The sequence below is a fragment of the Arthrobacter sp. 10T425 genome, assembly GCF_056393985.1.
On the sequence record NZ_JBFTGZ010000019.1, the window covers coordinates 44,446 to 64,435 of the forward strand.

Sequence of the window (19,990 nt, forward strand, 5' to 3'; positions counted from 1 at the left end):
CCAGCCGGCTCTTGAACGAGACAGTCTTTCAACTGCGGGAGGAACTACTTTGCAGCCTCGTCGGCGGCCTTCTTGGCAGCAGGCTTCTTCGCGGGAGCCTTCTTGGCAGCCTTGGGAGCCGGAGCAGCCTCAGCCTGGACGGCCGGAGCGGACGTGTCGGCAGGCAGCGAGTCCTTGGCGACCTTGACCAGCGCGGCGAAGGCGTTGGCGTCGGAAACGGCCAGCTCGGCCAGCATACGGCGGTCAACCTCAACCTCAGCGGCCTTCAGGCCCTGGATCAGGCGGTTGTAGGTCAGGCCGTTGGCGCGGGATGCAGCGTTGATGCGCTGGATCCAAAGACGGCGGAAGTCGCCCTTCTTCTTCTTACGGTCACCATAGCTGTACACAAACGAGTGCAGCAGCTGCTCTTTTGCCTTGCGGTACAGGCGTGAACGCTGTCCGCGGTAACCCTTTGCGCGTTCGAGGATAACCCGGCGCTTCTTGTGGGCGTTAACCGCCCTCTTCACACGTGCCACGTGCGTACTCCTTAGAAAATTTCTGATCCCAAGCGTCTACTGCCGGAACGGTCCGGCTGGCCTGAGAAGCCTTTTTGGTAGTTGACTGCTGCCAGGTGGCGAACAGTCAGAGAACTTGGAACTTAGATGCCGAGCATCTTCCGGATGACCTTGGCGTCGCCCTTGAAGACGATCTTGTCGCCGGCAAGGCGACGGGTCAGCCGGGAGGACTTGTGCTCGAGGTAGTGGCGGCGGTTGGCCTGCTGGCGGCGCAGCTTGCCGGTACCGGTCAGCTTGAAGCGCTTCTTAGCACCGCTGTGGGTCTTCATCTTCGGCATGGGAACCGATCTCCTTACGTATCCGCAGAAAAGTCTGCAGCTCTTTCGTGCAGCCACCCCTGCGGGCGGCGTGCTGGTTGCCTGCTGCCGGACATTGCTGTCCGGCAGCCGTGAACTAGTTGGTCTTCTTGGTGCCAGGCTTGGCGGCTGCCCGGGGGGCGGCCGGCCGTGCGGCGGGCTTCGGCGCTGCGGGCCTGGGTACCGGCTTCGGAGCAGCAACCGGCTTCGGTGCTGCTGCCGGAGCGGCTGCCTTTTCCTCGGGAGCCTTCGCTGCTGCCGGGGCCGGAGCGGCCTTCGGAGTCGCAGGAGCCTTGGCTGCTGCCGGCTTCTCGGCGGCCTTCGGAGCCGCCGGAGCCTTCGCTGCTGCCGGCTTCTCGGCCGCCTTCGGAGCCGCCGGAGCCTTCGCTGCTGCCGGCTCCTCGGCTGCCTTCGGTGCGGCTTCCGCCGGCACGTCCTGGGCGGGGGCCTCGTCGGCCTTGGTCTCTTCGACCGGAGCCGCTTCAACCTTGGCTTCTTCAACCTTGGTCTCTTCGACCTTGGCTTCTTCGACCTTGGTCTCTTCAACCTTGGCTTCTTCGACGGGTGCCTCCGCTGCGGGTGCCTCCGGCGATACGACGTAGCCTTCCGGCAGGAGGTCCGACAGCGTCTGGGTCAGCGGGGCGTTGCCACCGGAGACATCGACGCGTCCCGAAGCCTTGGCTTCGTTCTCAGCCTTGGCTTCTGCGCGCTGCGTTGCGCGGCGGGCCTCCGCCTTGGCTTCGGCCTTGTTCTTCAGCGGGCCAACCACCATGACCATGTTGCGGCCATCGATGCGCGGGCTGGACTCCACCACACCAACTTCGGCGACGTCGTCGGCGAAGCGCTGGAGCAGGCGGATGCCCATCTCGGGGCGCTGCTGCTCGCGGCCGCGGAACTGGATCATGGCCTTGACCTTGTCGCCGGCACCGAGGAAGCGGAGCGCGTGTCCGCGCTTCGTTTCGTAGTCGTGGGTGTCGATCTTCAGGCGGAAACGGATTTCCTTCAGGACCGTGTTGGTCTGGTTCTTCCGGGCCTCGCGTGCCTTGACAGCGGCTTCGTACTTGTACTTGCCGAAGTCCATCAGCTTGCACACCGGAGGCTTCGCCTGCGGTGCAACTTCAACGAGATCAAGATCGGACTCGGCAGCCAAACGCAGGGCATCCTCAATACGGACAATTCCTACTTGTTCGCCTGCAGGGCCGACCAGCCGCACCTCGGGGACGCGGATACGCTCATTGATTCTTGGCTCGCTAATGTTAAAGCTCCTGTGTTCGTGAGGGGTATTCCACCGGCAAAAAGAGAAGGCCCCCAATTGCCGGAGCAATCGAAGGCCTCGAGATCGGAACTGCGGCCCTCAATGGGGCAACATGCACTTCCTGCGGACCGGAGTCCGAGGTAGTGCCCGACCAGGTACCCGGCAACCTTGACTCCTGGACAGGAGGGGCTTCCCGAAGGAAGTTTCGCGGCTGACGCGGGTGGGAGAGAACTCCGCTTGCAAACTAAAGCCAACTCTACAGAAAGACACCCGTTCAACGCACGTATGCGTCGCCGGGCGCCAACTTCAGTGACAAGCACTGCCAGTCAGAACACTGCATTCTATAAAAGCTTGAGAATAACGACATTTAGTCGGTCTGTGACAAGCTTACCAGCATGAGCACTTCAGATAGTAATTCCCACGTCTTCGAGCCCGCGGCAGCCCAAGCGGACGTCTCGCAGCAGATCCGCGACATCTCGGAAGTCCCCTCCATCGAGGTCATCACCACGGCCGCCGTGCACCTGATGAGCGCCGCCGCGGTAAAGCTCGGCCTCGCCGCCGAGGAAAATGCCCAGGACCTCAAGGACCTGGACGAGGCCCGCAAGCTGATCACCGCCCTCGCCGGTCTGGTGACCGCGGCGGCGCCCGAAATCGGCTCACAGCACGCTGGACCGTTGCGCGACGGACTCCGTTCGCTCCAGCTGGCCTTCCGCGAAGAATCGATCATCCCGGACGCTCCGGGCAAGGGCCCGGGCGAGAAGTACACCGGCCCCGTCAACTAAGCACCCGTCAGCCAGGACAACGCCGGCGTGCGGACCACCCAGGTCCGCCCGCCGGCGTCGTTATTTTCCGTCCGCACCATTTTCCGTCCGCAGGATTTGCCGTTCACAGGATTTGCCGTTCACAAAGCCCGGGCGCGTGCCCGGAGTGGCGCAATGGCGGCAGGCCCGCGTTCAGACGCGGGCCAGGCGGCTGCGCCGGACCTGTTGCAGGGCCAGTCCCACCAGGCAGAGGGCCACGCCCGCCAACCCCACTGAGACGAAGCCGGCCGACGGGCCGATGAGGTCAATGAACAGCCCGGCAAGCGGCGCGCCCAGGGCCACTCCGCCGGTGAGCGATGACCCGTACCAGCCCATCGCCTCGCCACGCCGGCTTTCATCCACCAGTTCGGCCACCTTTTCCGAGGCCGCGGACAACACCGGCGCGCACAGCAGACCCGGCAGCAACGCGAGCAGGCTGAGCGTCCAGACGTCGGTCGCGAAGGCCATCGGGACCGTCAGCGCTGACATCCCCAGCAACAGGAGGATCGGGGAAACGGCCCGGTGCATGGCACCGTAGAGGACGCCGCCCACCACCGAGGCCGCGCACCAGAAGAGGAACACGATGCCGATTTCGGCCTGGTGGCCGCCGGTCTGGAGCGCCGCGACGATGCCGACGTCGGTGCCGCTGAGGACCATGCCGGCACCGGCGCCGACGGCAAACACGGCGGCTACGGCGGCGGTGAACCAGCTGAAGTTGTGGATGACCCTGTGGCGCAGGCCGGATCCCCGCCGGCGGCGCTCCTCGGCGGCGGCCGCCAGGGGTGCCAGTTCGGCTGCTGCCTCCTGCAGGTGGGCCGGCGCGGCGGCGACCACTGCGGCTTCCGCGCACTCCAGCTCCTGCGCCTCAAGCCCGGCGTCCGGGGAAGCACTCCGGGTGGGCGGGTTGAACCACATGAGGAAGAGCCCGGAGACGGATGTGGCCACTCCCACGACTGTCAGGCCCAGGACGGACTGGCCGCTGGTCGCGACGACGGCTCCGACGGCCGGGCCGATCATGAAGACCAGCTCGGTGGCGATGGCGTCGAGCGCAAAGGCAGTCCGGCGCTGTTCCCCGGGGGCCAGCACGCCCAGCGACTGCCGCACCACGCTGAAGATGGGCAGGGTCAGCAGGCCCCCGATGAAGACCAGGGGCAACAGGGCCTCGTAGGACACGTGCGGCACGATCGACCAGATCACGGCCTCGGAGACCACAGACGGAATCAGCGCCTTTCGCAGCCCCACGGTGTCGACCCGGCGTCCGCGCCAGGGCGCGCCGACGGCGATACCGATCGTCATCACGGCGGCGGCCGCTCCGGCGGCGGCGTAGCCCTGGCCGAGGGTCAGGACGATGTGCAGGGTCAGCAGGACGCCGGCCGCCGAGTGCGGTATGCGGGCGATCATGCCGACCAACAGGAGGCGCCTGATGGGCCGGATCGCCAGCAGCTGACGGTAAAGCGCGAAATTCACGGACTATATCCTTCTGGTACTGCCCACGGCAGGACCGGGAGGTCCCCCCGTTGGGCCGTCAGCTATGGTGCTGCGCGCTGCAGCTTGACCTCGATCGAATCAACCCGCTCGGCAAAGATTTCATTCCGGGCCCAGGCGTTATTGAGACCGGCGACGATCGACTGCACGCCGGCGGCGTCGAGACCGTCTTCAAGGTAGAGGACCACACGGAGTTCCGGGCCGGCTCCCCCACCGGGGAGCCGCCTGCCATCGGCCGTGGCCGAGGCAACTCCACCCCCCGGATGAATTTCAACACGGCGGACCGCCGGAAAGCCAACCGCGCCTTCCCCGAGTGCACCCGCGAGATCGGGATCGGCGTATGACGGCGTCCATGGCTGCTGCTGGGCGAGGGCCCAGACTGCCGGCCGGCGGACCACGAACGTCACTTCCGAGCCGGGATCGAGCACGAGCAGCTCCGCGCCTTCCGCGACCGCTGACAAGGCGGCCCGGGCCGCGTACACGGCGACCGGCCTGGCCTCCGGGTGCCACGCCGTCAGTGACGCCGCCGAGGTGAACACCGGCATGGCCGTCCGCCCGTCCGGCGCCCTGAGCGTCACCAGGGCCATGTCGGCCTGCTTGTCCGAGTGCAGCGGATCCCCGCTGGGCCCGGCCGCGGCCTCGCCCTCTTCGGCGAGCTGGGCGAGGATTGGCACGAACACCCGGGCGGTGGCCAGCGCGGCCACCACGGCCGCCTCGTCGCCAGTGCCCGCGGCGAGGTCGGACAAAGCCGCCAGATAGCCGGCGTCGGCGGTGCCGTCGTCGTCGTCGAAATTATGGATCTTGGCGTCATCGCCGGACAGGCTGCGCCCTGCCCAGGGTTGGCCGGCGGAGTCGGTGGCCCCGCCGGCGCCGGCAAGGGCCGCCGCGATGTGCCCGGGCAGATGCCGGACGGGACCGGCCCCGGTCCCTGCCTGCATTGTCTCGTGGCGGTTATTGGGGTCGTGGGTGTCGTTGGAGTGCGTCATGGGCGCCTTCGCCGCTAGCGGCGGCCGGCGACGTCGAGGGCCTCGGGCAGGGTGAAGTTGCCGTTGTAGAGGGCCTTGCCGACGATGGCGCCTTCGACGCCGAGCGGCACCAGGGAGCGCAGGACCTTGAGATCCTCGAGGCTGGAAATGCCGCCGGAGGCGACCACCGGCTTGCCCGTTTTCTCGACCATCTGGCGCAGGAGTTCGACGTTGGGGCCCTGGAGCGTGCCGTCCTTGGTCACATCGGTCACGACGTACCGGGCGCAGCCGGCGTCCTCGAGGCGGCCGAGCACGTCCCAGAGGTCCCCGCCTTCCTTGGTCCAGCCCCGGCCGGCGAGGGTGGTGCCGCGGACATCCAGGCCGACGGCAATCTTGTCGCCGAAGCGCTCGATCACCCGGGCCGTCCATTCCGGGTTTTCCAGTGCCGCCGTGCCCAGGTTGACGCGTGCGACGCCGAGATCGAGGGCCTTCTCAAGGGATTCGTCGTCGCGAAGGCCGCCGGAGAGCTCCACCTTGATATCGAGCCGGCCGACGACCTCGCGCAGGAGCTCGGCGTTGGAGCCGCGCCCGAACGCGGCGTCCAGGTCGACCAGATGCACCCACTCAGCCCCCTGCTGCTGCCAGTTGAGGGCGGCCTCCAGCGGGGTGCCGTAGCTCGTCTCGCTGCCGGCTTCGCCCTGTACGAGCCGGACGGCCTGTCCGTTGACGACGTCGACGGCGGGCAGGAGCTCGAGTACGGGCAGCGGGGTTTCGGTGGTCATCGTGGAGTCCTCAGCTTGGGGATGGTGGTGGGGAGGGGCGGTCAGGACGCCGGCAGGGTCAGGAGGTAGGCGGCCAGCAGTGACATGCCGGCGAGGATGTAGAAAACGATCTGCACCCAGAGCGGACTTTTCTGCTGGCGGAAGGAGATCCCGCCGCCAACCAGCAGGCCGGCCACGCCCATGAGCACCAGGGACCACATCTAGGCGGTCCCTTCCGGGGCTGCGGTAAGGTCCGGGGCTGCGGGGCGCAGGCTCTGGACCCAGTTGCGCAGCAGCCGGGCGCCGGCGTCGCCGGACTTCTCCGGGTGGAACTGGGTGGCACACAGCGGGCCGTTTTCCACGGCCGCGATGAACGGGGCACCGTGGTCGGACCAGGTCACCAGCGGCGCAGCCATCCGCGGCTGGATGACGTCGAAGTCCCACTTCTGGACACCGTAGGAGTGCACGAAGTAGAAGCGCTCGTCCTCAACCCCGGCGAAGAGCCTGGACCCTTCGGGGACGGCGACGGTGTTCCAGCCCATGTGGGGCACGACGTCGGCAGGCAACAGTTCCACCTTGCCGGGCCATTCCCCCATGCCCTCGGCTTCGGTGCCGTGTTCGACGCCGGCCTCGAACAGCACTTGGAGCCCGACGCAAATGGCCAGCACGGGGCGGCCTCCGGCGACACGGCGGCCGATCATGCGGATGGCGTCAACGGCCTTGAGTTCGCGCATGACGGTTTCGAAGGCGCCGACACCGGGGACGACGAGGCCGTCGGCATTGAGGACATCCTCAGGCTTGGAGCTGAGGATGACTTCGGCGCCGGCCCGCTCCAGCGCGCGGACGGCGGACCGGACATTCCCGGAGCCGTAGTCCAGCACCGTAACTGTGGGCTTTCCCTGCGGGGAGACCGGCTTGGCCGCGGCGGCGGGGTCGATGATGGCCCCGTCGCGGAGCACAGGGCCGGTCACAAAGCACCCTTTGTCGACGGGATGCCCTCGACGCGGGGATCCGGCTCGACGGCTGCGCGCAGGGCACGGGCAAAGGCCTTGAACTGGGCCTCGACGATGTGGTGGGGGTCACGCCCGGCAGTGACGTTCATGTGCAGGCAGATCCCCGCGTGAAGGGTGATCGCCTCGAAGACGTGGCGGGTCAGGGAGCCCGTAAAGTGGCCGCCGATCAGGTGGTATTCCTGTCCTGCCGGCTCGCCGGCGTGGACCAGGTAGGGACGGCCGGAGACGTCCACGACAGCTTGCGCGAGGGCCTCATCGAGGGGAACGGTCGCCTCGCCAAAACGGCGGATCCCGGCTTTGTTGCCCAGGGCGGTCCGCAGAACCTCGCCGAAAGTGATGGCCACGTCCTCGACAGTGTGGTGGACATCGATGTGGGTGTCGCCGGTGGCCTTGACGGTCATGTCGATCAAGGAGTGCTTGCTGAGGGCCGTCAGCATGTGGTCGTAGAACGGGACCGACGTGCTGATGTCTGAAACGCCGGTGCCGTCCAGGTTGATCTCGACCAGGACCGAGGACTCGCTGGTGGTCCGTTCCATGCGTGCGGTCCGGCCCTCGGCGGCGGTGGATCCGGTGGTGCTCATGTAGATGTGTCCTTTGGAAGAAGGCAGGGTGTTGGGCAATCTGGCGGGGACGATTGGGCTCCCCACCAAGTCTAGGCCTGCGGCTTTGCGGAGCCGGCCAGGATGAGTTCAAGTGCCTCCAGGAAGGCTGTGGTTTCTGTCTCAGTGCCGGCGGTGACGCGCAGGTGCCCCGGAATACCGACGTCGCGGATGAGGACACCGGCGTCCAGCATGCGCTGCCAAACCTCATGGGGGTTCTCGAGGCCGCCGAAGAACACGTAGTTGGAATCAGACGCGGCCGGGGCCAAGCCCAACCGCGTCAGTTCCGACACGATCCGGTCGCGCTGGCGCTTGATGTCCTCGACGTCCGCCATGAGCGCCTCCCGGTGGCGCAGGGCAGCCAGGGCCGCAGCCTGGGTGATAGCGGAGAGGTGGTACGGGAGACGGACCAGGCGCAGGGCATCCGCGACCTCCGGGGCCGCGGCCATGTAGCCGAGCCGCGCACCCGCGAGGGCGAAGGCCTTGCTCATGGTGCGCGAGACGATGAGCCGCTCCCGGCCAGGCAGCAGGGTGAGGGCACTGGGCGTGCCGTCGTGGGCGAACTCGTGATAGGCCTCGTCGACGATCACGATGGTCTGGCTGGCCTCGCCGGCGTCATAGACTGCCTCGACCACATCAAGGCCCAGCCCCGTGCCGGTCGGGTTGTTCGGGGAACAGAGGAAGACAATGTTGGGCTGAAGCTCGCGGACTTGCTGTGCCGCTGATTCCGCACTGAGCCCATAGTCGGACGCGCGGGCCCCGACGACGTACTCCGTATCCGTGCCGGAGGCCAGCAGCGGGTACATCGAATACGTGGGAGGGAACCCGAGGGCCGTCCGGCCAGGGCCTCCGAAGGCCTGGAGGATTTGCTGAAGGACTTCGTTGGAACCATTCGCGGCCCAGATGTTCTCCGCGTCCAGCCCATGGCCAAGGTATTCGGCGAGGGCTTCGCGCAATTCGGTGAATTCGCGGTCCGGATAGCGGTTCAGCCCGGCAGCGGCGGCGCTCACGGCTTCGGTAATCGCGGCGCGGACATCGGCCGGGACCCCATGGGTGTTCTCGTTGACGTTGAGCAGGATGGGGACGTCCAGCTGCGGCGCGCCATACGGACGCAGGCCACGCAGATTGGTTCGGAGGGGCAGTCGGTTGAGGCGCTCAAGCTGGTCAGTCACGTGACCAGTTTAAGTGGTAGCGGGACGGGCGCTGAAACTGTGACGCCCGCGACGGCACCCGGGGGTGGCTACTTGGACGGAACAAACAGTTGCTGGCCCGGCATCACACGCGCGGCGTCCAGATTGTTCAACTGCACGATATCGGCCACAACATCGCGGGGATCGCGCTCCGGGGCCACCGACCCGGCAATGGCCCAGAGGGACTCCCCCGGTTGGACTGTGACGGATACGGTCGGCGTCACCGAGAGCTGGTCTGCGGAATCTGCCGCTTTCGCGGGAGCGTTGAGGAATCCGCTGAAGGACAGGATGAACGCCGCCAGCAGAATCAGGGGGACGCCGAAAAAGACGAAGCGTCCGCGCCGGGTGAGCCGAAGCGGCGGCTGCTTGGTCCGGCCGCCGGAAACCGCGGCGGCGGCTCCTTGCTGCGCCCGCGACGGCGCGGAGCCGCGGCGCCTGGCGTTGAGCGGGTACACGTTGCCGTGACTGGAACCGCTTTGGGCGAGGCCGCCGTGTCCGATGCTGCCGTGTCCGATGCTGCGGCGATCCGCTGCGCCACCCGGACCAACACCACGGTGGCGGGTCGTGACGCCCTGAATGTTAGTGCCGTCAAACGCGCTTGAAACTGACATGAACTGAGCCCTCCTGGACCATAAGTTGCCGCCCGGCGTACTCACGTACTCGCCGCCAACCGGCCGAACCTTCGAACATAGAAACGAACATTGCCTGCGAACCCAGATCGTCGGAATCGAACACATATTCGAATCTTGCTAGTTCTGTTTTAGCACTTACTAACGAACGATGTCGAGACTCGCTAGAACAAATGTTTGAAAAAGGTCTGCGGCTGGCCTATTTTTGAGGGACAGGACAACCACTTTCGAACTCCCACTTTCGAACTACCAGTGGGAATTCATTCGTAGTTGATCAGCAGGGTCTGACATTTCAGGCCGGAAGTTCCCGGTGACAGCAGCCACGGCAGCCGGGCGGAACGGAAAGGCGTTGGCGAACATGGCAGCACAAGCCACCGGCGGCAGGGCCACCCCACGGAGCCCGCAGCCCGCCCGGGCCCCCAAGAGCCTCACCGTCCGGCAAAAGAAAATCCTGGAGACCATCCAGCGGTCCGTCACGGACAAGGGCTACCCGCCGTCCATGCGCGAAATCGGAGACACCGTCGGTCTCGCCAGCCTGTCGAGCGTGACCCACCAGCTCTCCCAACTGGAAAAGCTTGGCTACCTGCGGCGTGATCCGAAGCGGCCCCGGGCCATGGAAGTGCTCATGCCGCTGACCCTGGACGAGGGGGCCACGCCGATATCTGGTATCGAGAAGTCCAGCCCCTTGCGGGCCGTCGGCGGCCTGTCGGTAACCGAGCTCGCCAGCGCCACTGACACGGCAATGGTGCCGTTCGTCGGACGCATCGCCGCCGGCGGGCCGATCCTCGCGGACCAGGTGGTGGAGGACGTCATGCCGCTGCCCCGCCAACTCGTGGGCCATGGCGAACTCTTCATGCTCAAGGTGGCCGGCGACTCGATGATCGACGCCGCCATCTGCGACGGCGACTGGGTGGTTGTCCGCCGCCAGGGTGATGCCGTGAACGGCGATATCGTTGCCGCCCTGCTGGACGACGAAGCCACGGTCAAGACCTTCCGCCAGCGGGACGGCCACACGTGGCTGTTGCCGCAAAACACCCAGTACGAGCCCATCCTGGGCGACCACGCCGTCATCATGGGCAAGGTCGTATCGGTACTGCGCTCCCTCTAAACTGCGCTCTCTCTAAACTGCGCTCCCCTTAGCCATCCGGGGCATGCTGCCAGTTCGGAGCGGCCACCCCGCGGCGGATTTCCGGCGCAGGGTGGCGGCCCCGGTTTGGGACTTAGGCTTTCGCGGAGTCTTTCGCCAGGCGCTTCAGGGCTGCCATGGCTATCGATGAATCGGTGGTGGGCCAGAACGGCGGCAGCGCGGCGCGCAGGAAGCCGCCGTAACGCTCCGTGGAGAGCCGCGAATCCAGCACTGCCACCACGCCCTTATCCGAGGTCGAGCGGATCAGCCGTCCGGCGCCCTGCGCGAGGCGGATGGCGGCGTGCGTGGCCGAGACGGCCATGAAGCCATTGCCGCCGGCCTGGGCCACGGCCCGCGAACGTGCCGTCATCAGCGGGTCGTCCGGCCGCGGGAAGGGTATCCGGTCGATGACCACCAGCCGGCAGGACACGCCAGGGACGTCGACGCCCTGCCAGAGGGACATGGTGCCGAACAAACACGTGTCAGGTTCGTCGGCAAACTGCCGCACGAGCGCCGTCATGGTCGACTCCCCCTGGCACAGGATGCTGAGGCCCAGCCGGGGCCGCATGGCCTCGGCTGCTTCCTCTGCGGCGCGCCGCGAGGAGAACAGGCACAGGGCGCCTCCGCCGGAGGCGCGGATCAGCTTCTCGAGTTCGTCCAGGGCCTCGGGGGACGTTCCGCGGCTGGGTTTGGGCAGGTGCCTGGCTACGTAGAGGATGCCCTGCTTCGGGTAGTCGAACGGGGAGCCGACGTCGACGCCGGTCCAGCTCGGGGCGCCGTTGCCAACCAGGCCCAGGCCGCCGGCGGCGGGTTCGAAGGCAGCGCCGATGGCCAGTGTGGCCGAGGTGAGGATGACGGTGTGGTCCGCGAACAGGCCCTCGCGCAACCGCCCTGCGACGCTCAGCGGGGCAACGTTGATCAACGCCGGCGCGCTCTCGTCCGGCTGGGAGTAGCCCTGCGCCGGGTCGAAGCTGCTGTTGCGGGAGAACCACACGACTTCGCGGTTTTCGCGCGCGGCCAGGAGGCGTTCACAGAGCTCCAGGATGACCATGAGGCGCGAGCGGGCCAGCTGCCGTCCGCCGTCCGCCGACACGGAGCTGTCGCCCTTGGAATCGGACAGGGCGGCGCGGCACGCGTCGCGCAGCTGGTCGATGCAGTCCAGCTGATCGCTGTTCAGGCCGTTGGGCATCAGCCCGCTGGGGACGCCGTCGATGGCGAGCTCCAGGTGGGCGGCGGCATTGTTCAGCGCATCCACGGTGATGCCCGTGTGCTTCCGGGCCCCGGACGCGGCGGCGTGCACCATCGCCACGGAGAGCTGGCCCGAGACCGCGCCCGTGACGCGGTCCTGAAGTTCGTGTGCTTCATCCACCACGACGACGTCGTACTCGGGCAGCACCGCCAGGCCTTCGAAGGCACTGACGGCGAGCATGGCGTGGTTGGTGACCACGACGTCGGCATCGGCGGCGTTCTGCCGTGCCAGCTCGCTGAAGCATTCGGCCGCGAGCGGGCATTTTTGCGCGCCGAGGCACTCCATGGAGGTGACCGAGACCTGGCGCCAGGCCCGGTCCGTGACGCCCGGCATGAGCTCGTCGCGGTCCCCCGTGGCGGTCTCCTCGGCCCATTCGCGCAGCCGGACAACTTCCTTGCCCAGCTGGGAGGACGGCCCGCCAAGTGCGGCGGCGAAGTGCGGCACGGACGTGTCCTCGCCGAGGGAAAACAGCTGTCCCTCGGAAGGTTCTTCGGACGGGAAGCCGCCCTCGAGTTTGTGCCGGCAGACGTAGTTGGACCGGCCCTTGACCAGGGCGACCTTGACGGGCCGCTCCAGGGCAGGGGTGATGGTCTTAAGCAGCCTGGGCAGGTCACGGCCCACAATCTGCGTTTGCAGCGCCAGGGTGGCGGTGGAGACCAGCGTGGGCTTGTTGCTGGTCAGCGAATGCGCGATCAGCGGAATCAGGTAGGCCAGCGACTTGCCGGTGCCGGTGCCGGCCTGGACCAGCAGGTGATCACCGCTGTCTATCGCGCGCGCCACCTGCCGGGCCATTTCGTGCTGGCCATCGCGGCTCTGCCCGCCCATGCCGGACACGGCACGGTCGAGCAGCTTAACAACAAACTCCTCGCCGGCCGCGCCGGCACCCGAACCGGCGCCGGTGTCAGTTTCGGCCGGACCGGCGTCGGCTGGTTCGGCATGAGCTGGATCGGCGTCGGTCCTGGTCACCGCAGCCTCAGTCATTGCTGATGAAGGGATCCAGTTCGGCGGCGAGTCCTTCACGCACCATCACCACGGCACGGGTCCCGGTTTCCTCGTGGTCGAGGCTGAGGATCTCGGCGTCGCTCTCGTGGAGCTTGCTGATCAGATCCCCGCGGTTGTACGGGATGAGCAGCTCAAGCTTCACGCTGGGCCGCGGAATGCCGTCGCTGATGGCCTTGAGCAGTTCCGGAATGCCTTCGCCGGTGCGGGCCGAGACCACCACGTGGCGCGGCTCGCGCTGCTTTAGCCGTTCGACCACGAACGGGTCAGCGGCGTCGGCCTTGTTCAGGACAATGATTTCCGGAACCTTGCGCGCGTCGACTTCGCTGAAGACCGTCCGGACAGCCGCGATCTGGCCTTCCGGATCCGGGTGCGAGACGTCCACGACATGCAGGATCAGGTCAGAGTCGGCGACCTCTTCCAGCGTAGAGCGGAATGCCTCCACGAGCTGGGTGGGCAGGGAACGGACAAAGCCCACGGTGTCGGCCAGGGTGTATCCCAGCCCGTCAGCGGTTTCGGCCTTGCGGACGGTGGGGTCCAGGGTGGCGAACAGGGCGTTTTCCACCAGCACCCCTGCGTCGGTCAGCCGGTTCAGCAGCGAGGACTTCCCGGCGTTGGTGTACCCGGCGATGGCGACAGAGGGCACGGCATTACGACGGCGGTTGGCGCGCTTCGTTTCCCGGGCAGGCTTCATGGCGGCGATTTCGCGCCGCAGCTTGGCCATCCGGGTGCGGATCCGGCGGCGGTCCAGTTCGATCTTGGTCTCACCGGGACCACGCGAGCCCATGCCGGCACCGGCTCCGCCCACCTGGCCACCGGCCTGGCGGGACATCGATTCACCCCAGCCGCGCAGGCGCGGGAGCAGGTATTCGAGCTGGGCGAGCTCCACCTGGGCCTTGCCTTCACGGCTCTTGGCGTGCTGGGCGAAGATGTCCAGGATCAGCGCTGTACGGTCAATGACCTTGACCTTGACGATGTCCTCCAGCCCGCGACGCTGGGACGGGGCCAATTCGGCGTCGACGACGACGGTGTCGGCGCCGGTGGACATCACGATGGCTTTCAGCTCCTGTGCCTTGCCGGAGCCGAGGAAAGTCCCGGGATCGGGCTTGGCGCGCCGCTGGACGAGCCCGTCGAGGACCTCGGAGCCGGCCGTCTCAGCGAGGGCGGCAAGTTCGCGCAGGGAGTTCTCGGCGTCCGCGAGGGTGCCCTCAGTCCAGAGGCCGGCCAGGACGACGCGCTCAAGGCGCAACTGCCGGTATTCGACCTCGGTGACGTCTTCGAGCTCGGTGGACAGGCCGGCCTTGCGGCGCAGTGCGTGCCGTTCCTCAAGGTCCTGCTGGTCGCCGTCGAAGTTGGTGTACACCTCGTCCAGGCGGGAGATGGCCTGCGCCTTGCCGAGCACCGACGTCGGGCTGCTGGTGCCAGCACCGGCGGCGGTGCCATGGCCGGTGCCGCCGCCGCGGCCTGGGGCGGGGGTGTCCTTGGAAAGGATCCGGTCGATTACAGCTTGAATCTCTTCAGGGCTCATGTCCTGGGCTGCTGAATCGGGTCCGGTGTTGGGGTGGCTGGTCATGGTCTCCTTTAAAGGTTCGGCTCTTTCAGAATAGTGCCGATTGTTGCTCTGTGGGGCGGTATTCGCGCTGGGCTGACGGCGGGGGGTCATGCGGGCCTCCTGGAATGCCTGCGGCAACGGCGCCGGGGCGGGGCTGGTTCTGTGCGGAGCGGTGGCTGGGTGAACGTAGAGGCGGCTAGGGCGCCTGGCTGCGGGGACACTGGCTGTGTGGGCGGTGCCGGTGCCGGTGCCGGTGCAAACACGGTGAGGTAGGTGCCTCCGCCACGCCGGGCCCGGGAGCGGGCCAGGGAGCACGGTGCCCGAAAAACTGTGCCAGCAAGACACGGTGCCTGGGAAATGGCTGGATTCCAAGTGGTGCGGGCGCCCGCGGGTGAGAAAACTCACCCCTGCAATGGCGCACTCAGCGGAAGGCGTTTACCTGCGTCGCTACGGAGTCCCCCGGCGTCCCTGACAAGGACGGGACGGGACCCGTGCCGGCTACTTGGAGATCAGGATCATGTTTTGTAGCGTAGCAGACGCCGGCGCTCCCACCCGGTTTCCCATACGGGCTGGCCGCGAACTAATCTGGCCCATTATGGAGTCTGCACACTATTTCAGCGCCCAGCCGGCCGGGCCCTTTACCCGTAAGCCGCTCACTGTGGATCTTGCCGGTGAGACGCGCCGGCTGCAGACGTCCTCGGGGATCTTCAGCCCGGACGGGATCGACAAGGGAACGGCCGTGCTGCTGGCCGACGTCCCGGCGCCGTCGCCGCAGGGCAACCTGCTGGATATCGGCTGCGGCTGGGGACCGATCGCCCTGACCATGGCCCTGCGGGCACCGCACGCCCAGGTCTACGCGGTGGACGTGAACGAACGCTGCGTGACCCTGACCAATGAAAACGCCGGGCTGTTGGGGCTGCACAACGTATCCGCCAGCACGCCGGACGCCGTGGACCCCGACCTGCGCTTTGACACCATCTGGTCCAACCCGCCGATCAGGATCGGCAAGGATGAGCTTCATGCCCTCCTGCGCCTGTGGATTCCCAGGCTGGCGCCGGGCGGATCGGCCTGGCTCGTGGTCCAGAAGAACCTCGGCTCGGACTCGCTGCAGCGCTGGCTCTCGGCGGAGCTCGACGCCAGCTTCAGCGTGACCCGGGAGAGCACGTCGAAGTCGTTCCGGATCCTTCGAATCAGGAAAGCGTCCCGCTAGCGACGATCACGGCCGGGCCGCTGAGTTCGACGTGTTCGTGCCCCTCCGGGCCCAGGAAGAATTTCACGCCGACGACGCCGCCGGGGACGTGGACGTTCCACGCGTCCGGTGCGCCCTGGCCGGCCCAGTGGCGAATCGCGACGGCGGCGGCGCAGGCGCCCGTGCCGCATGACTGGGTCTCCCCCACTCCGCGCTCGTGGACCCGCATGGTGATGGTGCCGGTGCCGTCGTGGACCAGTGGTTCGGAGGGCACAACGAATTCGACGTTGGTGCCGTGCGGCGGCGTCGGGTCCACCCGGGGGGCCGTGAACAGCTGCGTGGCCTCCAGTTCGGCTGTTTCGGCCAGGGCCACGACAGTGTGCGGGTTGCCCATGCTGACGGAGAGGGCGGGCCGTGCGACTTCGAGCCCGTCGGCGCTGACCAGCGAGTCCATGGCCCGCGCGGTCGCCTCGCCCGGGAATATGAATTCCCAGGGGCCCATGTCCACGGCGTAGCCCGCAGCCGTCCGGACGATCGTCTTGGCACCGCCCCGGGTTCCAATGACGAGCGATTCGCCGGCCGGCAGGTCCACGAGGCCTTCGGCGATGAGGAAGTGCACAAAGACGCGGACTCCGTTTCCGCACATCTCAGAGAGCGAGCCGTCGCCGTTGCGGTAGTCCATGAACCACTCGGCATCGGGGTGCGCGGTCAGCAATTGCTGCCCCTCGGGCAGGAGCCGGGAAGGCACGGCCCGGATCAGGCCGTCGCCGCCGATGCCACGGTGCCGGTCACAGAGCGCCGCGACGTGCTCCGGGCTCAACTCGAGCGCGCCGTTGGGGTCTGCGATCAGGACAAAGTCGTTGCCCGTTCCGTGGCCTTTGGAAAACTTCAGGCCGCTCAGCGGGGCGGTATCGCCGGCAGTACGGTCAGCGGCTACGGCTTGGGATTCGTCCATGCTCCAAGGTTACCGTTCCGCCCCGACCGCTCCGGCACCGTGACCCAAGCGCTACGCCGGAGGCAGAACCGGCGTCGCCCGGCAGAGGCCGGCGGCCTCGGCCACGAGGTCAGGATCGTGCCAGCCCAGCCAGGTGACCCGGGGATCCGCACGGAACCAGGTCAGCTGGCGGCGCGCGAACTGCCGGGTGGCGATGATGGTTTCGTCCGCGGCCTGCTCCACGCTGGAGGCACCGTCGAGCACCCGGAGGAACTGGGCGTAGCCGAGGGCCCGCGGCGCGGTCCGGCCGCTGCGGAGCCCTGCTGCGTCCAGCCGGCGGACTTCGTCCAGGAGCCCCCGGTCCACCATCGCGTGGACCCGGTCGGCCAGGCGCTGCCGGAGCAGTTCCCGGTCCACCTCGAGTCCGATCTGGACGGCAGGCTGGAAGTATTGGCGGGCCGGCATGAAGGAGCTGAATGGCCGCCCGGTGAGCTCGAAGACTTCCAGGGCGCGGATGATCCTGCGCTCATCGCCGAGCCTGCCCGCGGAGACGGGGTCCACTGCCTCGAGCCGTTGCCGCAGGGGCGCGGGGCCCGCGGTAGCCAGTTCCGCCTCGAGCCGGCCGCGGATGTCCGGATCCGTGCCGGGGAATTCCAGGACGTCGAGGGCGGCGCGGACGTAGAGTCCGGAGCCGCCGGCCAGGATGGCGCGCTTACCCCGGCCGTGGATGTCGGCGATCAACGCCCGGGCCTGCTGCTGGAAGTCCGAGACGCTCGCTTCCTCGGTCACGTCCAGAATGTCCAGCAGGTGATGCGGCACACCGCGGCGCTCCACCTCGGTGATCTTGGCGGTTCCGATATCCATGCCGCGGTAGAACTGCATCGAGTCGGCGTTGATGACTTCACCGTCGAGCTCAAGGGCGAGGGAAACGGCCAGGTCTGATTTGCCGGATCCGGTCGGCCCGACGACGGCGATCACCGGCGGCGCGGCCGGCCGTGCCCCCTGCGCCGCCACATTTTGGGCAGCGTCCTGCTGGGCCGTGTCCTGCTGGGCAGTGCCCTCGACCGCCAAGGCCCGGGCTGTGTCCTCGGCCGCCGTGGCCCGGGCTGCTGGGTTCTGGACTGCTTCGTTCCGGGGAGCGCCCTGCGGGCCGGGCACGGCGCTAACGGCCGCGGACCGGGAGGCTGGGCATGCCCAGCGACACGCCGGAGGTGCCCGACGCGCTGGTCTTGCCCGCCGGGCTGGTTTTGCCTGCTGGGCCTGCGCCGCAGGAATCTGCCTGCGACCGGTCCCAGGCATCGCCGGCACGGGACCGGCGCAGGCTGTAGTCCTCGGCCGAGGCGGGGTCGGAGACGAGGTGGAACGCCGCCGCCTCTGTGATGGTGACAGTCACCAGATCGCCGGGCCGGGGCACTTCGGCTCCGGCGGGCACGGAGAAGTGCACCAGCCGCTGGTCCTGGGACCGGCCGGAGAGGCGGTGGGTTTCCCCAGCCTTACGGCCCGACTGGGCCGTCACCATGACCTCGACGCGGCGGCCAAGCTGCCGGGCGTTTTCCTCGGCGGCAATCCGGTCCTGCAGGGCCGTGAGGCGTTCGAAGCGTTCCTGGACCACGGCCTTGGGCAGCTGGTCCGGCAGGTCCGCGGCGGGCGTGCCCGGCCGCTTGGAGTACTGGAAGGTGAAGGCGGTGGCGAACCGGGACTTCGCCACGACGTCGAGCGTGGCCTGGAAGTCCTCCTCGGTCTCGCCGGGGAACCCGACGATGATGTCGGTGGAGATGGCGGCGTGCGGGATCTTCTCGCGGACCTTGTCCAGGATGCCGAGGAACTTGGTCGAGCGGTAGGACCGCTTCATGTCCTTGAGGACCTTGTCCGAGCCGGACTGCAGGGGCATGTGCAACTGCGGCATGACGTTGGGCGTCTCGGCCATGGCGTCGATGACGTCGTCGGTAAAGGCGGCCGGGTGCGGGCTGGTGAACCGGACCCGCTCCAGGCCCGGGATGTCGCCGCACGCGCGCAGGAGCTTGGAGAAGGCCTGCCGGTCGCCGAATTCGACGCCGTAGGAGTTCACGTTCTGGCCCAGCAGGGTTACCTCGATGGCACCGTCGTCCACGAGCGCCTGGATTTCGGCCAGGATCTCGCCGGGGCGGCGGTCCTTTTCCTTGCCCCGCAGGGCCGGGACGATGCAGAAGGTGCAGGTGTTGTTGCAGCCCACCGAGATCGATACCCAGCCCGAGTAGACGGAGTCCCGCTTGGTGGGGAGGGTGGACGGAAAGACGTCCAGCGATTCGAGGATCTCCAGCTGGGCCTCATTGTTGTGGCGGGCCCGGTCCAGCAGCGCCGGCAGGGCACCGACATTGTGGGTGCCGAACACGGCATCCACCCACGGGGCCTTCTTGAGGATGGTCTCGCGGTCTTTTTGCGCGAGACAGCCGCCGACGGCGATCTGCATGCCCGGGTTGGCTGCCTTGACCGGGGCGAGGATGCCGAGGTTGCCGTACAGCTTGTTGTCGGCGTTTTCCCGGACCGCGCAGGTGTTGAAGACCACGACGTCGGCCAGCTCGCCGGAGGAGGGGACGTAGCCTGCGGCTTCCAGCATGCCGGCCATCCGCTCGGAATCGTGCACGTTCATCTGGCAGCCGAAAGTGCGCACCTGGTAGGTGCGGGGCTCGGCCGGGGCGGGACTTTCCGGTGCGGAAACGGGGTCCGCACCGAATGTCTGGGGCCCTGCCGGCTGCACCGCCGGTGGCGCTGTCGGAGAAGTCGTGCCGGCCGTTGGGGAGGGAATGGTAAAACTCACCTGTTAAGGGTAACGGGTAAGGGTAGTGGGCAGCGGCTGGGCCAGCGCAGACCCCGGCCCGGCGGTCCTAATCCCCGTCCCCCGCTTGGCCGGCGGCGGCATCGAGCACCTCACCCACCACCCGGAAGGCGAGCGACGGCTGGTATCCCTTGCGGGCCAGCATTGACGCGAGGCGGCGCGTAACTTTGTCGCGTTCGGCCCGGTCTTCGCCGCCGGTGAATCCCCGCAGCTTGCGCTCCACGAGCTCCCGGGCGGCCGTTTCCTCGTCGGCGTCGCTGAGCTGGTCCAGTGCACCGGCAGCGATCTCCGGGTCGATGCCCTTGTCCGCAAGTTCGCGCCGCAAGGCCCCTTTGGCGAGCTTGCGCGTCTGGGACCTGCTGCGGACCCACATGTCGGCGAACTCGGCGTCGTCAACCAGCCGCACTTCCTCGAAGCGGTCCAGCACGGCCTCCGCGACGTCCTCAGGGACGTTGCGCTCGGCCAGCTTGCGCGAGAGCTGCAGCCGGCTCTTGGGCGAATTCGTCAGCTGCCGCAGCACGATGGCACGCGCCACCGCCGCGGGGTCCGCGTCCCGGTCCTGCCCGGCCGGCGAATCCG

20 protein-coding genes are annotated in these 19,990 nt (G+C 67.7%); 3 read left to right on the forward strand and 17 right to left on the reverse strand.

Going from position 1 to position 19,990, the window contains the following annotated elements:
• Positions 1-44: 44 nt before the first annotated feature.
• The 3 genes from rplT to infC form a co-directional block, all read right to left on the reverse strand.
• The gene (rplT, locus tag AC1DDH_RS18435) at positions 45-515 is read right to left on the reverse strand and encodes a 50S ribosomal protein L20 (protein WP_028277244.1); all 471 of its coding nucleotides are present in this window, start codon (positions 513-515) and stop codon (positions 45-47) included.
• A 122-nt stretch (positions 516-637) separates the two neighbouring features.
• Positions 638-832 (reverse strand): 50S ribosomal protein L35, encoded by a 195-nt coding sequence (rpmI, locus tag AC1DDH_RS18440; protein WP_003798720.1) that lies wholly within the window; start codon positions 830-832, stop codon positions 638-640.
• A gap of 115 nt (positions 833-947) precedes the next feature.
• Positions 948-2,063: a translation initiation factor IF-3 gene (gene infC / locus AC1DDH_RS18445; protein ID WP_476956032.1), complete on the reverse strand. Its 1,116-nt coding sequence runs from the start codon at positions 2,061-2,063 to the stop codon at positions 948-950.
• A 437-nt stretch (positions 2,064-2,500) separates the two neighbouring features.
• Here infC and AC1DDH_RS18450 point away from each other — a divergent pair, with 437 nt between their 5' ends.
• Complete coding sequence (locus AC1DDH_RS18450; RefSeq protein WP_230010214.1) at positions 2,501-2,887, forward strand: DUF1844 domain-containing protein; 387 nt, start codon at positions 2,501-2,503, stop codon at positions 2,885-2,887.
• Between the two features lie 171 nt (positions 2,888-3,058).
• Here the strand turns inward: AC1DDH_RS18450 and AC1DDH_RS18455 are convergent, their stop codons facing one another.
• From AC1DDH_RS18455 to AC1DDH_RS18490, 8 genes are all read right to left on the reverse strand, one after another.
• Positions 3,059-4,372, reverse strand: coding sequence for an MFS transporter (locus AC1DDH_RS18455; RefSeq protein WP_028277241.1), 1,314 nt, complete (start codon positions 4,370-4,372; stop codon positions 3,059-3,061).
• 62 nt (positions 4,373-4,434) lie between these two features.
• Positions 4,435-5,328, reverse strand: a complete 894-nt coding sequence (locus AC1DDH_RS18460; protein WP_476887983.1) for an SseB family protein — start codon at positions 5,326-5,328, stop codon at positions 4,435-4,437.
• Positions 5,329-5,390: 62 nt separating this feature from the next.
• Positions 5,391-6,137, reverse strand: coding sequence for a bifunctional 1-(5-phosphoribosyl)-5-((5-phosphoribosylamino)methylideneamino)imidazole-4-carboxamide isomerase/phosphoribosylanthranilate isomerase PriA (gene priA, locus AC1DDH_RS18465; RefSeq protein ID WP_079551296.1), 747 nt, complete (start codon positions 6,135-6,137; stop codon positions 5,391-5,393).
• 41 nt (positions 6,138-6,178) lie between these two features.
• Entirely contained in the window at positions 6,179-6,337 is a 159-nt protein-coding gene (locus AC1DDH_RS18470; protein WP_164468561.1) for a hypothetical protein, read from the reverse strand.
• Positions 6,338-7,087 (reverse strand): imidazole glycerol phosphate synthase subunit HisH, encoded by a 750-nt coding sequence (hisH, locus tag AC1DDH_RS18475; RefSeq protein WP_476956033.1) that lies wholly within the window; start codon positions 7,085-7,087, stop codon positions 6,338-6,340.
• The gene (gene hisB / locus AC1DDH_RS18480; RefSeq protein ID WP_476849457.1) at positions 7,084-7,710 is read right to left on the reverse strand and encodes an imidazoleglycerol-phosphate dehydratase HisB; all 627 of its coding nucleotides are present in this window, start codon (positions 7,708-7,710) and stop codon (positions 7,084-7,086) included. The genes hisH and hisB overlap by 4 nt, the downstream gene beginning before the upstream one ends.
• A 71-nt stretch (positions 7,711-7,781) precedes the next feature.
• A complete protein-coding gene (locus tag AC1DDH_RS18485) occupies positions 7,782-8,900 on the reverse strand; it encodes a histidinol-phosphate transaminase (protein WP_476956034.1) in 1,119 nt (372 codons plus the stop codon).
• A gap of 68 nt (positions 8,901-8,968) precedes the next feature.
• Positions 8,969-9,373, reverse strand: a complete 405-nt coding sequence (locus AC1DDH_RS18490) for a LysM peptidoglycan-binding domain-containing protein (RefSeq protein WP_374208258.1) — start codon at positions 9,371-9,373, stop codon at positions 8,969-8,971.
• Positions 9,374-9,905: 532 nt separating this feature from the next.
• Between AC1DDH_RS18490 and lexA the strand changes: the two genes are divergently transcribed.
• Positions 9,906-10,655, forward strand: coding sequence for a transcriptional repressor LexA (lexA, locus tag AC1DDH_RS18495; RefSeq protein WP_230008558.1), 750 nt, complete (start codon positions 9,906-9,908; stop codon positions 10,653-10,655).
• Between the two features lie 112 nt (positions 10,656-10,767).
• Here lexA and AC1DDH_RS18500 read toward each other — a convergent pair whose 3' ends face one another.
• Complete coding sequence (locus AC1DDH_RS18500; protein WP_476956035.1) at positions 10,768-12,903, reverse strand: ATP-dependent DNA helicase; 2,136 nt, start codon at positions 12,901-12,903, stop codon at positions 10,768-10,770.
• Entirely contained in the window at positions 12,896-14,494 is a 1,599-nt protein-coding gene (hflX, locus tag AC1DDH_RS18505; protein ID WP_223913986.1) for a GTPase HflX, read from the reverse strand. Before hflX ends, AC1DDH_RS18500 begins: the two co-directional genes overlap by 8 nt.
• Before the next feature lie 574 nt (positions 14,495-15,068).
• Between hflX and AC1DDH_RS18510 the strand changes: the two genes are divergently transcribed.
• Positions 15,069-15,683: a class I SAM-dependent methyltransferase gene (locus AC1DDH_RS18510; RefSeq protein ID WP_230008613.1), complete on the forward strand. Its 615-nt coding sequence runs from the start codon at positions 15,069-15,071 to the stop codon at positions 15,681-15,683.
• Here AC1DDH_RS18510 and dapF read toward each other — a convergent pair.
• The 4 genes from dapF to AC1DDH_RS18530 form a co-directional block, all read right to left on the reverse strand.
• The gene (gene dapF, locus AC1DDH_RS18515; RefSeq protein ID WP_028277231.1) at positions 15,664-16,617 is read right to left on the reverse strand and encodes a diaminopimelate epimerase; all 954 of its coding nucleotides are present in this window, start codon (positions 16,615-16,617) and stop codon (positions 15,664-15,666) included. The two genes, AC1DDH_RS18510 and dapF, sit on opposite strands and share 20 nt — an antisense overlap.
• A gap of 51 nt (positions 16,618-16,668) precedes the next feature.
• A complete protein-coding gene (gene miaA, locus AC1DDH_RS18520) occupies positions 16,669-17,610 on the reverse strand; it encodes a tRNA (adenosine(37)-N6)-dimethylallyltransferase MiaA (protein WP_476956047.1) in 942 nt (313 codons plus the stop codon).
• Between the two features lie 148 nt (positions 17,611-17,758).
• Positions 17,759-19,393, reverse strand: coding sequence for a tRNA (N6-isopentenyl adenosine(37)-C2)-methylthiotransferase MiaB (gene miaB / locus AC1DDH_RS18525; protein ID WP_476956036.1), 1,635 nt, complete (start codon positions 19,391-19,393; stop codon positions 17,759-17,761).
• Between the two features lie 67 nt (positions 19,394-19,460).
• Positions 19,461-19,946, reverse strand: a complete 486-nt coding sequence (locus AC1DDH_RS18530; RefSeq protein ID WP_476932176.1) for a regulatory protein RecX — start codon at positions 19,944-19,946, stop codon at positions 19,461-19,463.
• Positions 19,947-19,990: the final 44 nt, after the last annotated feature.